Below are 11,925 nucleotides of genomic sequence, written 5' to 3'. Positions count from 1 at the left end.
ACAATCAAAATGCCGTCTGAAGCAGGTTTGGTTTTCAGACGGCATTTCCTTCGCTTAAAACAGCGTATCGGCAACCCCGCCCTGCCTGTCCACGGCAATCTGCATCTGAAAACCATCTGTATCCCAAACCACACCCCCATCCCTGTTTCCGTCATTTGCACCCTGTCCGTATTGGGCAATCATCTGTTTTTCGCTTACAATAGCCGAATCTGAACCAACTCTCCAAAAAGGCCGTTCCCATGCAGTATGCCAAAATTTCCGGCACGGGCAGCTATCTTCCTGCCAACCGCGTCAGCAATGACGACCTTGCCCAAAAGGTAGATACCTCTGACGAGTGGATTACCGCGCGTACGGGCATTAAGTTCCGCCATATTGCAGCCGAAAACGAGAAAACCAGCGACCTTGCAGCCGAAGCGGCCCGTCGCACCCTGGATGCTGCCGGGTTGGACAGCGGCGAAATCGATTTGATTATTGTGGCAACGGCAACGCCGGATATGCAGTTTCCGTCTACTGCAACCATCGTGCAGCAAAAACTGGGGATAGACAACGGCTGCCCCGCCTTCGACGTACAGGCAGTGTGTGCGGGATTTATGTACGCGCTGACTACGGCAAACGCCTACATTCAAAGCGGCATGGCGAAAAACGCACTGGTCATCGGTGCGGAAACCTTCAGCCGCATCGTCGATTGGAACGACCGTACAACCTGCGTATTGTTCGGCGACGGTGCGGGCGCGGTGGTTTTAAGCGCGTCGGACAAACCGGGCATCATCCACGGCAAGCTGAAGGCAGACGGCAACTACCTGAACCTGCTCAATGCGCCCGGACAAATCGCCGACGGAAAAATCTGCGGATCGCCTTATATCACTATGGACGGACCGGGCGTATTCAAATTCGCCGTCAAAATGCTGGCAAAAATCGCCGATGAAGTTATCGGCGAAGCCGGTTATACCGCCGAACAAATCGACTGGATTGTTCCCCATCAGGCAAACCGCCGCATTATCGAATCTACCGCGAAACATTTGGGGCTGAGTATGGACAAAGTCATCCTGACCGTCCAAGACCACGGCAACACGTCCGCCGCCTCGATTCCGCTGGCTTTGGATACGGGCATCCGCAGCGGACAAATCAAACGCGGTCAAAATCTGCTGCTCGAAGGCATCGGTGGCGGTTTCGCGTGGGGTGCGGTATTGATGGAATATTAACCTGATGCCGTCTGAAACAGGTTTTCAGACGGCATTTCCCTTACCATGAAGCGGCCAACCCTCCTCAAACCGATTGCGTGTGCGGCATTCTTACCTGTCGTCTTGATGTTTTTCCCCATATTGGGTGTGTGTTACTCAATATTATCCCTCTACACGTTTGCACTTTACGGCATAGACAAAAGGCGTGCCGTACAGGGAAAGTACCGCATTCCCGAATACCGCCTGCTCCTGCCCGCATTGCTCGGCGGCTGGGCGGGCGCGTATTTCGGCAGCATGACCTTCAGACATAAGACAGCGAAAAAGCGTTTTGCATTCATGCTTCTCCTGACTGTTACAGGCAATGTCCTGGCAACCTTCATCCTGATTTATTATTTTGTCCCGCCTGAATTTTTCGTAAAACTCGGGCAGAATACCTGATTATCCAACCAAATAAAGGAATACCATGTCTTTTGCATTCTTCTTTCCCGGACAAGGTTCTCAAAGCCTCGGCATGATGAACGGCTTTACAGGGCAGACCGTCGTCAAAAACACATTTGACGAAGCATCCGCCATATTGGGTCAAGACTTGTGGGCGATGATTAACGGTAGCGATTCCGAAATCATCGGACAAACCGTCAATACCCAACCCATCATGCTCGCCGCCGGCGTTGCCGTTTACCGCGCCTATTTGGAAGCGGGAGGCAAAACGCCTGCCGCCGTTGCCGGACACAGTCTCGGCGAATATACCGCGCTTGTCGCCGCCGGCGCATTGGATTTTGCAGACGCCGTCAAACTCGTGCGCCTACGCGCCGAACTGATGCAGTCTGCCGTACCGCAAGGCGTGGGCGCAATGGCGGCAATTTTGGGTTTGGAAGATGAACAGGTAAGGCAGATTTGCACCGAATCCGCACAGGATGAAGTGGTTGAAGCTGTCAACTTCAACTCGCCCGGACAAGTCGTGATTGCAGGCAATGCCGCCGCCGTCGAGCGCGCCATGACCGCCGCCAAAGAAGCCGGTGCCAAACGCGCCCTGCCGCTGCCCGTGTCCGTACCTTCCCATTGCAGCCTCATGAAGCCTGCCGCCGAAAAACTTGCCGAGGCCCTGAAATCGGTTGTAATCAAACAGCCGCAAATCCGCGTTATCCACAATGCCGACGTTGCCGCCTACGATGATGCCGACAAAATCAAAGACGCGCTCGTCCGCCAGCTTTACAGCCCCGTACGCTGGACGGAAACCGTTAACGCCCTTGTTTCAGACGGCATCACCGAATCCGCCGAATGCGGTCCGGGCAAAGTTTTGGCAGGTCTGGCAAAACGCATCAACAAGGCCGCCGCGTGCAGCGCACTGACCGATGCCGGACAGATTGCCGCCTTTATAGAAGCACACTGACTTCGTTCCGCAAAAAGCAGCCTGCACGCCTCAGGCTGCTTTTCACATCCGAACGGCAAACAGCCGCATATTTGCGCTATAATCGATGACGACCAAACCACCGACAGCGGATACCATTACAGTTTCCGCCCCACCGACATGATAGAAAAACTGACTTTCGGACTGTTCAAACAAGAAGACGCCCGTAACTTCATGCGCCTGACGGCATATATCCGCCCCTACAAAATCCGCATTGTTGCCGCGCTGATTGCCATCTTCGGCGTTGCCGCCACCGAAAGCTATCTTGCCGCCTTCATCGCCCCCCTGGTCAACCAAGGTTTTGCCGCACCCGCCGCGCCGCCCGAACTGTCTGCCGCCTCCGGTATCCTCTCCACCCTGCAAAACTGGCGCGAACAGTTTACCTACATGATTTGGGGAACGGAAAACAAAATCTGGACCGTCCCCCTCTTTCTCATCACCCTCGTCATCATCAGAGGAATCTGCCGCTTCGTCAGCACCTATTTCATGACCTGGGTTTCCGTCATGGCGATCAGCTGCATCCGTAAAGACATGTTCGCCAAAATGCTGACCCTCTCCTCACGCTACCATCAGGAAACCCCGTCAGGCACGGTACTGATGAATATGCTCAACCTGACCGAACAGGCAATCAGCAACGCCAGCAGCGTCTTCATCGTCCTGACCCGCGACACCATGATCGTCATCGGACTGACCATCGTCCTACTTTACCTCAACTGGCAGCTCAGCCTCATCGTCGTCCTCATGTTCCCCCTGCTGTCCATGCTGTCGCGTTACTACCGCAACCGCCTGAAACATGTCATTGCCGACTCGCAAAAAAGCATAGGCACGATGAACAACGTTATTGCCGAGGTTCATCAGGGACACCGCGTCGTCAAGCTCTTCGGCGGACAAAAACAGGCCGCAAACCGCTTTGACGCCATCAACAGCACCATTGTCCGGCTCAGCAAAAAAATCACGCAGGCAACGGCGGCACGCTCACCGTTCAGCGAATTCATCGCCTCCTCCGCGCTCGCCGTCGTCATCTTCACCGCCCTGTGGCAAAGCCAAAAAGGCTACACCACCATCGGCGAATTTATGGCATTCATCGTCGCCATGCTGCAAATGCTCTCCCCTATCAAAAGCCTTGCCAACGTCAGCATCCCCATGCAGACTATGTTCCTTGCCGCCGACGGCGTATGCGGGTTTCTCGATACCCCACCGGAACAGGACAAAGGTACACTGACGCCGCAACACATCAAAGGTAGCCTCAGCTTCCGCAATATCGACGTCGAATACCGTTCAGACGGCATCAAAGCCCTCGACAACTTCAATTTGGACATCAGGCAAGGAGAGCGTATCGCCCTTGTCGGACGTTCCGGCAGCGGCAAATCCACCGTCGTCAACCTGTTGCCCCGCTTTGTCGAACCGTCTGCCGGCAATATATGCATAGACGGCACCGACATCGCCGACATCAAACTCGATTACCTGCGCGCCCAATTTGCCCTTGTCTCCCAAGACGTATTCCTGTTTGACGACACCCTGTTTGAAAACGTCCGCTACAGCCGTCCCGATGCAAGCGAATCCGAAGTCCTGTCCGCCCTCCAAGCCGCCAACCTGCAAAGCCTGATTGACAGTTCCCCGCTCGGACTGCACCAGCACATCGGGGCGAACGGCAGCAAACTTTCCGGCGGCCAACGGCAACGCGTCGCCATCGCCCGCGCCGTTTTGAAAGACGCACCGATACTGCTTCTTGACGAAGCCACCAGCGCACTGGACAACGAATCCGAACGCCTCGTCCAACAGGCACTCGAACGCCTGATGGAAAACCGTACCAGCATCATCGTCGCCCACCGCCTGACCACCATCGAATCCGCCGACCGCATCATCGTCATGGACGGCGGCAAAATCATCGAACAAGGCACACACGATCAACTCATGTCCCAAAACGGCTACTACACCATGCTGAGGAACATCTCCGGAAAAGATACCGCCGCCTTTCAGACGGCATAAACACTCCAATCTCCGCGAGGTTGGCTAAAATTGAAACCACCGAAAAAGGAACAATAATGAAATATACCCTATTGACTATTACAGGTGCATTTTTCCTGCTTAGTGCCTGCTCCAGCAGCACCTACATCAAAACCGGCAAGCCTGAAGACATTGCCCAAATCAAACATATTTGCATCATTCCAAACAGCAAAAGCACCCCTGCCACCTATCATCAAAATTTGGCAGCGTCCCTTAGTGCAAAAGGTATCAGCAGCGAAACCGTTACCTTGGGCGATAGCCGCCTATATACACCCGAATGCAAATACAATCTACGCTACCACTCAACCGGCAACACCAAACAAATAAAGAAAATCGCCGTACTGATACGCACGCCACAATACGAAGTCAGACGTGTCAAATACACCATCAAAAATTCCAACGACACCATCGACCAACAGACCGATGCCGTCGTCAACCTCCTCTTAGCCCACTGATTTTGTTCAGACGGCATTTTTCAAACACCACCCATTGAAAACACAATGATGACCCAAGACAAAATCCTCATCCTCGACTTCGGTTCGCAAGTTACTCAGCTTATCGCCCGACGCGTGCGCGAAGCTCATGTTTACTGCGAGCTGCATTCCTTCGACATGCCTTTGGACGAAATCAAAGCCTTCAATCCGAAAGGCATCATCCTCTCCGGCGGCCCTAATTCCGTTTACGAATCCGACTATCAAGCCGATACCGGTATTTTTGATTTGTGCATTCCGGTTTTGGGCATTTGCTACGGCATGCAATTTATGGCGCACCACTTGGGCGGCGAAGTGCAGCCCGGCAACCAACGCGAATTCGGCTACGCGCAAGTTAAAACCATCGACAGCGAGCTGACACGCGGCATTCAAGACGATGCACCAAACACACTCGACGTATGGATGAGCCACGGCGATAAAGTGTCCAAACTGCCTACCGGTTTCTCCATCATCGGCGATACCCCGTCTTGCCCGATTGCCATGATGGAAAACGCTGAGAAACAATTCTACGGCATCCAATTCCACCCCGAAGTGACCCACACCAAACAAGGCCGTGCGTTGTTAAACCGCTTTGTCTTGGATATTTGCGGCGCACAACCGAGCTGGACGATGCCGAACTACATCGAAGAAGCCGTTGCCAAAATCCGCGAACAGGCCGGCAGCGACGAAGTGATTTTAGGTCTGTCCGGCGGCGTGGACTCTTCTGTAGCGGCCGCGCTGATTCACCGCGCCATCGGCGACCAACTGACCTGCGTGTTTGTTGACCATGGTCTGTTGCGCTTGAACGAAGGCAAAATGGTGATGGATATGTTCGCCCGCAACTTGGGTGTGAAAGTGATTCACGTCGATGCCGAAGAGCAATTCATGGCGAAACTCGCCGGCGTTACCGATCCCGAGAAAAAACGCAAAATCATCGGCGCAGAATTTATCGAAGTATTTGATGCCGAAGAGAAAAAACTCACCAACGCCAAATGGCTGGCGCAAGGCACGATTTACCCTGACGTAATCGAATCCGCAGGTGCAAAAACCAAAAAAGCCCACGCCATCAAATCGCACCACAACGTCGGCGGCCTGCCTGAAAACATGAAGCTCAAGCTGCTTGAGCCGTTGCGTGATTTGTTCAAAGACGAAGTACGCGAATTGGGCGTCGCTTTGGGTCTACCTCGCGAAATGGTATACCGTCATCCGTTCCCGGGCCCGGGTCTTGGCGTGCGCATCTTGGGCGAAGTAAAAAAAGAATACGCCGACTTGCTCCGTCAAGCAGACGATATTTTCATTCAAGAATTGCGCAATACTACCGATGAAAACGGCACATCTTGGTACGACCTGACCAGCCAAGCCTTTGCCGTATTCCTGCCCGTAAAATCCGTCGGCGTAATGGGCGACGGGCGCACTTACGACTACGTCGTCGCGCTGCGCGCAGTCATCACCAGCGACTTCATGACCGCACACTGGGCAGAACTGCCATACTCACTGCTCGGACGCGTGTCCAACCGCATCATCAACGAAGTCAAAAGCATCAACCGCGTGGTTTACGATGTGAGCGGCAAACCGCCTGCCACGATTGAATGGGAATAAACGACCGACTGTGCTGTTCAATACGGCACAGTCCTTTGGTTATCGGAAAAAAGGAAAAGACATGAGTACACAAGATTTAAGCGGCAAAGTCGCATTGGTAACAGGCGCATCGCGCGGTATCGGTGCAGCGATTGCCGATACGCTGGCGGCAGCCGGTGCCAAAGTCATCGGTACGGCGACCAGCGAGAGCGGTGCGGCGGCGATTAGAGAGCGGTTGGCGCAATGGGGCGGTGAAGGCCGTGCATTGGATTCCGCCGAACCCGAAACCATCGAAAGCCTGATTGCCGACATCGAAAAAGCGTTCGGCAAGCTGGATATTCTGGTCAACAACGCCGGCATCACCCGCGACAATCTCCTGATGCGCATGAAAGAAGAAGAGTGGGACGACATCATGCAGGTCAACCTCAAATCCGTGTTCCGCGCTTCTAAAGCCGTCTTACGCGGCATGATGAAGCAGCGCGCCGGCCGTATCATCAACATCACATCCGTCGTCGGCGTGATGGGCAATGCCGGTCAAACCAACTATGCCGCGGCAAAAGCAGGCTTAATCGGTTTCTCCAAATCCATGGCGCGCGAAGTCGGCAGCCGCGGCATTACCGTCAACTGCGTCGCCCCCGGCTTTATCGATACCGACATGACCCGCGCCCTGCCGGAAGAAACCCGCAAAACCTTTGAAGCGCAAACTTCGTTGGGCAAATTCGGTGAAGCGCAAGATATTGCCGATGCAGTCCTGTTCTTGGCTTCCAATCAGGCAAAATACATTACCGGTCAAACGCTGCACGTCAACGGCGGCATGTTGATGCCCTGACGGACAGGCTTTTTAACCATGCCGTCTGAAACCTTTTCAGACGGCATTTGCATTCTCAGGCAAAATGAACACTCACCACTCCCTGCCCTGCCCATGCGGTTCAGACACGGACTATACCGGCTGCTGCCAACCGCTTCATCTGCGCCATATCCTGCCGGCGACAGCCGAAACGCTCATGCGCTCCCGATACAGCGCTTACGTCCTGCACATCATCGACTACATCGTTGCCACCACCGTTCCGGCACAACAAGCATTCCTCAATGCCGCCGAACTGATGCAATGGAGTATAGAAACCGAATGGCTGGGCTTGAACGTCATCTCGCACAAGAGACTCGGCAAAGACCACGCCCAAGTTGAATTTAAAGCCTACTTCCAAGACGGGGAAAACCGAGCAGTGCATCACGAGCTGTCGGCATTCGTGAAAATAGCGGAGCAATGGTATTTCATCGATCCGACCGTTCCGCTGCCTACCATGAAACAGCCCTGCATTTGCGGTTCCGAAAAGAAATTCAAAGCCTGCTGTGGGAAATATCTGAGACCGAACGTATAAAAATGCCGTCTAAATGTTCAGACGGCATTTTCAATATAAAAAAAACCATTCATACCAAGGGTAAGTATGAATGGTCAATACATTGCGGGAAAACGTCTTACTTGCTGCACTGCCGAAAAGGGAGAAACGACAGTGTTAACCAGCAAAAGCATTGTACCTTTATTAATGTTAAGAAACATTAATTTTGAAAATATATTAACAAATATGTCTGGAACCTACTGATTTTCCCTTATCCACCTGACCCAGCGTTCAAATAAATTAGGTTCGAGCGCCGCAATAACCGAACGTTTGAACACATGCTGTCCGCTCCAGAATTCATCGCCTTCCAAAGTCGTCAGCCTGCCGCCCGCCTCCTCGAAAATCAACGCACCCGCAACATAGTCCCACAGCTTCTGCCCGCCATGAACATAAACATCGTAACGTCCGCAAGCCAGATAACACCAGTCCAGCGTACTGCTGCCCATACTTCGTATCGTTCCAAAAGGCGCAAGCGTACTCATACGGCTGGAAAGCTTTCCGGAACGGAGATATTTGATTTCCACACCCGCGATTGCCTCATTCAACTTCTTATCCACGAGACGCAAAGGCAGGCGTGTCCCATTAAGAAACGCACCCTGCCCCCGTTCGGCATAAAAACATTCCCCGCTGACCGGATTGTAAATCACACCCAACTCCGCATGCCCGTTGCGGATAAACGCCACCGATACGGCAAAATGCGGCAGCCCGTTGACAAAATTGTTCGTCCCGTCTATCGGATCGACAACCCAAAGCCCCTTTTCTCTGGAATATTCCGCCCACAAAGCAAACTGTTCCTGCACCGTCATTTCTTCGCCCAACATCGGACTGTCGATTAAAAGCGGCAACGCGGCAGCAAAAGCCGTCTGTGCGGCAAGATCGGCCTCACTGAGCACGGAACCGTCCTCCTTACGGTGGGAGGGCGTATTCAAAAAACGCGGCATTACCTCGGTTTGGGCAATATGGCGCACAACTTTCTGCAAACGGTGTAACACTTCCTATCCTTATATTTTGAGGTTACGGCGCACAAACGTATAATTGCCGTTTAAAATCCGCCGTACCCGGAAACAGCCGTACGGCACAACATTATCTCCACCCCTGAAAACCATGTCCCGATTCTACCTGCCTGAAAACCTCTCCGTCAGACAAACCGTCAACCTACCCGACAACATCATCCGCCACCTCAACGTCCTGCGCATCCGCACCGGTACGGAAATCATCCTGTTTGACGGCAAAGGCAAGGCACACGCCGCACGGCTGACCGTCTTGGAAAAACGCCGCGCCGAGGCCGAGATTCTACGCGAAGAAACGGCCGATACAGAATCCCCGCTGCACATCACACTTATCCAATCCATATCTTCCGGCGAACGCATGGACTTTACCCTGCAAAAAAGCGTCGAACTCGGCATAACCGCCATACAACCCGTCATCAGCGAACGTTGCATCGTCCGCCTCAACGGGGAGCGTGCCGACAAACGCCTCGCACGGTGGCAGGAAATCGTCATTTCCGCCTGCGAGCAAAGCGGCAGGAACACTGTACCGCCCGTACTGCCCATCACCACTTATCGTGAATCCCTCAGGCAAATACCTTCCGAAAGCACCAGGCTGATTATGAGCATCAACCGCGCCTGCAAACTTGCCGACATCCGCCCACAATCCGGTTCCATCGTCTTTATGGTCGGCCCCGAAGGCGGCTGGACGGAACAAGAAGAGCAATATGCATTTGATGCCGGCTTTCAGGCAGTCACACTCGGCAAACGGATTTTACGCACAGAAACCGCCGCCCTTGCCGCCCTTGCCGCCATGCAGACACTGTGGGGCGACTTTTCATAAGGCTGCATATTCCCTTACAGAAAATGCCGTCTGAAACCTGTTCGGACGGCACTTCATTATATAGCGAATCAAAATGAGAAAAAACCAATTACCGCCTCTCCGTAACGGAAATACAGATTGCCCCTCCATCATTCCCGAGCACCAAATCCCTATGCCCACACACCATATGACACACCGTAAGGCATGACGATATAAAAAATTCTTGTTGGCATTTACCGCACCGCCGCAGCCTATTCGAACGGTATAACCGACCTGCCGTAATCTCTCTCAAGCTCCGCCTGTCTTTGGCGCTCTGCTTTCTTTTTCTTTTCCCTGTCAAATTTACCCCAGGCACGCCTAACATTAAAAAACAGCTTCAACAAACGGCAATGTTTCCTTCCCTTTTCCCTGCTTTCTTCCAAATCACTGCCCAGACGGCTGATCTGACGGTTATACATCGAAAAATGCAGCTCTTGGGCGCATAAGGCCGGACTGACCTGATAAACAGGCATCCCCTCCTTATCAAAAAAATAAGTAAACATCATCCAATCTACCGCTTTAATCCGCTCTGCCGGCAAAACGGCAAACCTTTCCAAGAAAAACCGCATCGCCTCACGGGAAATAATATAACCTGCCGTCCCCCAATGCTCACTTTCCAATAATGGGAAATGTCTGCCTTCATAATCAGGAACCCCACACGGCCTGGCGATGACTTTTATAAACATCGTTTCCAAACGGACGATAAAGGCGGAATCCGGGTCAAACCGCTCTTTTAGCCAGCCGTCTTCGGCAAGGAATTTCTCCGCCCCTTCGCCGAGTAAGACATCATCCTCAAATACGGCAATATACGGTACGCCTTCGTCCAGCGCCTGCTTCCACAATACGACGTGGCTCATGAAACAGGCTTTTTCCACACCGCTCAACAGGTTGTGCCGAACCAAACCGGGAACCAACTCGCCCATCGCCTGTTCTAGTGCTTCAGACGGCATCAGTGCATCGAAAAACTGAAACGGAATGTCGTGCCTGCCGAAGGTATCGGCAATGTGCGTCCTGCGCTCTTTGGCAGAAGCTAGGCTGATAACATAATTTCTCATCAGAACCTCCCTTAAAACCGGAACCGTCCCGTTCACAATAAACACATCAAAAAAATTTTTGAATCAGAAACACATATAGCTTTGGTTTTACACCGGGATATTTATCGGAACGGTATGATAACCGCCTCACTCATTTTCTTTCTTTCCTCCCGTTTTTTCTTTTCCCTGCTGATTTTTGTCAATGCATGAATCAATCGCTCTTTCAGTGTCCTGTCTTTATGTGTTTGAGAAATATTTTGTTTTTGGATTTTACTTCGCTCATCTTCCAATAAACTACCCAACACGCTGCTTTTATTATGAAACTTAGTGTAATGCAATTCTTGGGCGCATAAGGCCGGACTGACCTGATAAACAGGCATCCCCTCCTTATCGAAAAAATCACTGAACATCATTAGGTCGATAGGTTTTATCTGTTCCGGCTGCAACATTGCGAAATGTTGCAAGAAAAACCGCATCGCCTCACGGGAAATAATATAACCTGCCGTCCCCCAATGCTCACTTTCCAATAATGGGAAATGTCTGCCTTCATAATCAGGAACCCCACACGGCCTGGCGATGACTTTTATAAACATCGTTTCCAAACGGACGATAAAGGCGGAATCCGGGTCAAACCGCTCTTTTAGCCAGCCGTCTTCGGCAAGGAATTTCTCCGCCCCTTCGCCGAGTAAGACATCATCCTCAAATACGGCAATATACGGTACGCCTTCGTCCAGCGCCTGCTTCCACAATACAACGTGGCTCATGAAACAGGCTTTTTCCACACTGCTCAACAGGTTGTGCCGAACCAAACCGGGAACCAACTCGCCCATCGCCTGTTCCAGTGCTTCAGACGGCATCAGTGCGTCGAAAAACTGAAACGGAATGTCGTGCCTACCGAAAGTATCGGCAATATGCGCCCTGCGCTCTTTGGCGGAAGCAAGGCTGATAATACGGTTTTCCATTAAATCTTCCTGTTCCTTATCTATCGGACTACCGAACCTG

13 protein-coding genes are annotated in these 11,925 nt (G+C 52.4%); 10 read left to right on the top strand and 3 right to left on the bottom strand.

The features are described from left to right. Nucleotides 1-9 precede the first annotated feature (9 nt). The 9 genes from BBW69_RS00190 (at nucleotide 10) to BBW69_RS00150 (ending at nucleotide 8,023) form a co-directional block, all read left to right on the top strand. The gene (locus tag BBW69_RS00190) at nucleotides 10-213 is read left to right on the top strand and encodes a hypothetical protein (RefSeq protein ID WP_107996321.1); all 204 of its coding nucleotides are present in this window, start codon (nucleotides 10-12) and stop codon (nucleotides 211-213) included. Nucleotides 214-239: 26 nt separating this feature from the next. Continuing rightward, nucleotides 240-1,202, top strand: a complete 963-nt coding sequence (locus BBW69_RS00185) for a beta-ketoacyl-ACP synthase III (protein ID WP_188210030.1) — start codon at nucleotides 240-242, stop codon at nucleotides 1,200-1,202. Nucleotides 1,203-1,247: 45 nt separating this feature from the next. After that, entirely contained in the window at nucleotides 1,248-1,619 is a 372-nt protein-coding gene (locus BBW69_RS00180; protein WP_188210029.1) for a DUF1294 domain-containing protein, read from the top strand. 25 nt (nucleotides 1,620-1,644) lie between these two features. Further along, a complete protein-coding gene (fabD, locus tag BBW69_RS00175) occupies nucleotides 1,645-2,571 on the top strand; it encodes an ACP S-malonyltransferase (RefSeq protein ID WP_188210028.1) in 927 nt (308 codons plus the stop codon). Between the two features lie 138 nt (nucleotides 2,572-2,709). After that, complete coding sequence (gene msbA / locus BBW69_RS00170; RefSeq protein WP_188210027.1) at nucleotides 2,710-4,578, top strand: lipid A export permease/ATP-binding protein MsbA; 1,869 nt, start codon at nucleotides 2,710-2,712, stop codon at nucleotides 4,576-4,578. A gap of 56 nt (nucleotides 4,579-4,634) precedes the next feature. Then, on the top strand, nucleotides 4,635-5,051 hold the full coding sequence (locus tag BBW69_RS00165; protein WP_107859526.1) for a hypothetical protein: 417 nt from the start codon (nucleotides 4,635-4,637) through the stop codon (nucleotides 5,049-5,051). A 48-nt stretch (nucleotides 5,052-5,099) separates the two neighbouring features. Further along, nucleotides 5,100-6,665: a glutamine-hydrolyzing GMP synthase gene (gene guaA, locus BBW69_RS00160; protein ID WP_188210041.1), complete on the top strand. Its 1,566-nt coding sequence runs from the start codon at nucleotides 5,100-5,102 to the stop codon at nucleotides 6,663-6,665. Nucleotides 6,666-6,726: 61 nt separating this feature from the next. After that, a complete protein-coding gene (gene fabG, locus BBW69_RS00155; protein ID WP_188210026.1) occupies nucleotides 6,727-7,473 on the top strand; it encodes a 3-oxoacyl-ACP reductase FabG in 747 nt (248 codons plus the stop codon). Between the two features lie 64 nt (nucleotides 7,474-7,537). Then, on the top strand, nucleotides 7,538-8,023 hold the full coding sequence (locus tag BBW69_RS00150; protein ID WP_188210025.1) for a YchJ family protein: 486 nt from the start codon (nucleotides 7,538-7,540) through the stop codon (nucleotides 8,021-8,023). Between the two features lie 215 nt (nucleotides 8,024-8,238). Here the strand turns inward: BBW69_RS00150 and BBW69_RS00145 are convergent, their stop codons facing one another. Next, on the bottom strand, nucleotides 8,239-9,033 hold the full coding sequence (locus BBW69_RS00145) for an inositol monophosphatase family protein (RefSeq protein WP_188210024.1): 795 nt from the start codon (nucleotides 9,031-9,033) through the stop codon (nucleotides 8,239-8,241). Nucleotides 9,034-9,145: 112 nt separating this feature from the next. Between BBW69_RS00145 and BBW69_RS00140 the strand changes: the two genes are divergently transcribed. Next, the gene (locus BBW69_RS00140) at nucleotides 9,146-9,871 is read left to right on the top strand and encodes a 16S rRNA (uracil(1498)-N(3))-methyltransferase (protein WP_003676133.1); all 726 of its coding nucleotides are present in this window, start codon (nucleotides 9,146-9,148) and stop codon (nucleotides 9,869-9,871) included. A 230-nt stretch (nucleotides 9,872-10,101) separates the two neighbouring features. Here BBW69_RS00140 and BBW69_RS00135 read toward each other — a convergent pair whose 3' ends face one another. Together BBW69_RS00135 and BBW69_RS00130 are read right to left on the bottom strand one after the other, a co-directional pair. After that, nucleotides 10,102-10,944 (bottom strand): glycosyltransferase family 25 protein, encoded by an 843-nt coding sequence (locus tag BBW69_RS00135; RefSeq protein ID WP_188210023.1) that lies wholly within the window; start codon nucleotides 10,942-10,944, stop codon nucleotides 10,102-10,104. Nucleotides 10,945-11,045: 101 nt separating this feature from the next. Continuing rightward, nucleotides 11,046-11,885 (bottom strand): glycosyltransferase family 25 protein, encoded by an 840-nt coding sequence (locus BBW69_RS00130; RefSeq protein WP_188210022.1) that lies wholly within the window; start codon nucleotides 11,883-11,885, stop codon nucleotides 11,046-11,048. Nucleotides 11,886-11,925: the final 40 nt, after the last annotated feature.

It is taken from the genome of Neisseria sp. RH3002v2f, from assembly GCF_014596375.1.
In the GTDB taxonomy this organism is placed as follows: Bacteria; Pseudomonadota; Gammaproteobacteria; order Burkholderiales; family Neisseriaceae; genus Neisseria; species Neisseria cinerea.
The sequence above is the reverse complement of the archived record's forward strand: the minus strand, read 5'-3'. Positions and strand labels throughout refer to the sequence as shown.

Excerpts from the sequence above, each read along its gene's own strand:
- BBW69_RS00130 (WP_188210022.1), bottom strand. The coding sequence starts at position 11,885 with ATGGAAAACCGTATTATCAGCCTTGCTTCCGCCAAAGAGCGCAGGGCG.
- msbA (WP_188210027.1), top strand. The coding sequence starts at position 2,710 with ATGATAGAAAAACTGACTTTCGGACTGTTCAAACAAGAAGACGCCCGT.
- BBW69_RS00180 (WP_188210029.1), top strand. The coding sequence starts at position 1,248 with ATGAAGCGGCCAACCCTCCTCAAACCGATTGCGTGTGCGGCATTCTTA.
- BBW69_RS00135 (WP_188210023.1), bottom strand. The coding sequence starts at position 10,944 with ATGAGAAATTATGTTATCAGCCTAGCTTCTGCCAAAGAGCGCAGGACG.
- BBW69_RS00190 (WP_107996321.1), top strand. The coding sequence starts at position 10 with ATGCCGTCTGAAGCAGGTTTGGTTTTCAGACGGCATTTCCTTCGCTTA.
- BBW69_RS00185 (WP_188210030.1), top strand. The coding sequence starts at position 240 with ATGCAGTATGCCAAAATTTCCGGCACGGGCAGCTATCTTCCTGCCAAC.
- BBW69_RS00140 (WP_003676133.1), top strand. The coding sequence starts at position 9,146 with ATGTCCCGATTCTACCTGCCTGAAAACCTCTCCGTCAGACAAACCGTC.
- BBW69_RS00165 (WP_107859526.1), top strand. The coding sequence starts at position 4,635 with ATGAAATATACCCTATTGACTATTACAGGTGCATTTTTCCTGCTTAGT.
- fabG (WP_188210026.1), top strand. The coding sequence starts at position 6,727 with ATGAGTACACAAGATTTAAGCGGCAAAGTCGCATTGGTAACAGGCGCA.
- guaA (WP_188210041.1), top strand. The coding sequence starts at position 5,100 with ATGACCCAAGACAAAATCCTCATCCTCGACTTCGGTTCGCAAGTTACT.
- fabD (WP_188210028.1), top strand. The coding sequence starts at position 1,645 with ATGTCTTTTGCATTCTTCTTTCCCGGACAAGGTTCTCAAAGCCTCGGC.
- BBW69_RS00150 (WP_188210025.1), top strand. The coding sequence starts at position 7,538 with ATGAACACTCACCACTCCCTGCCCTGCCCATGCGGTTCAGACACGGAC.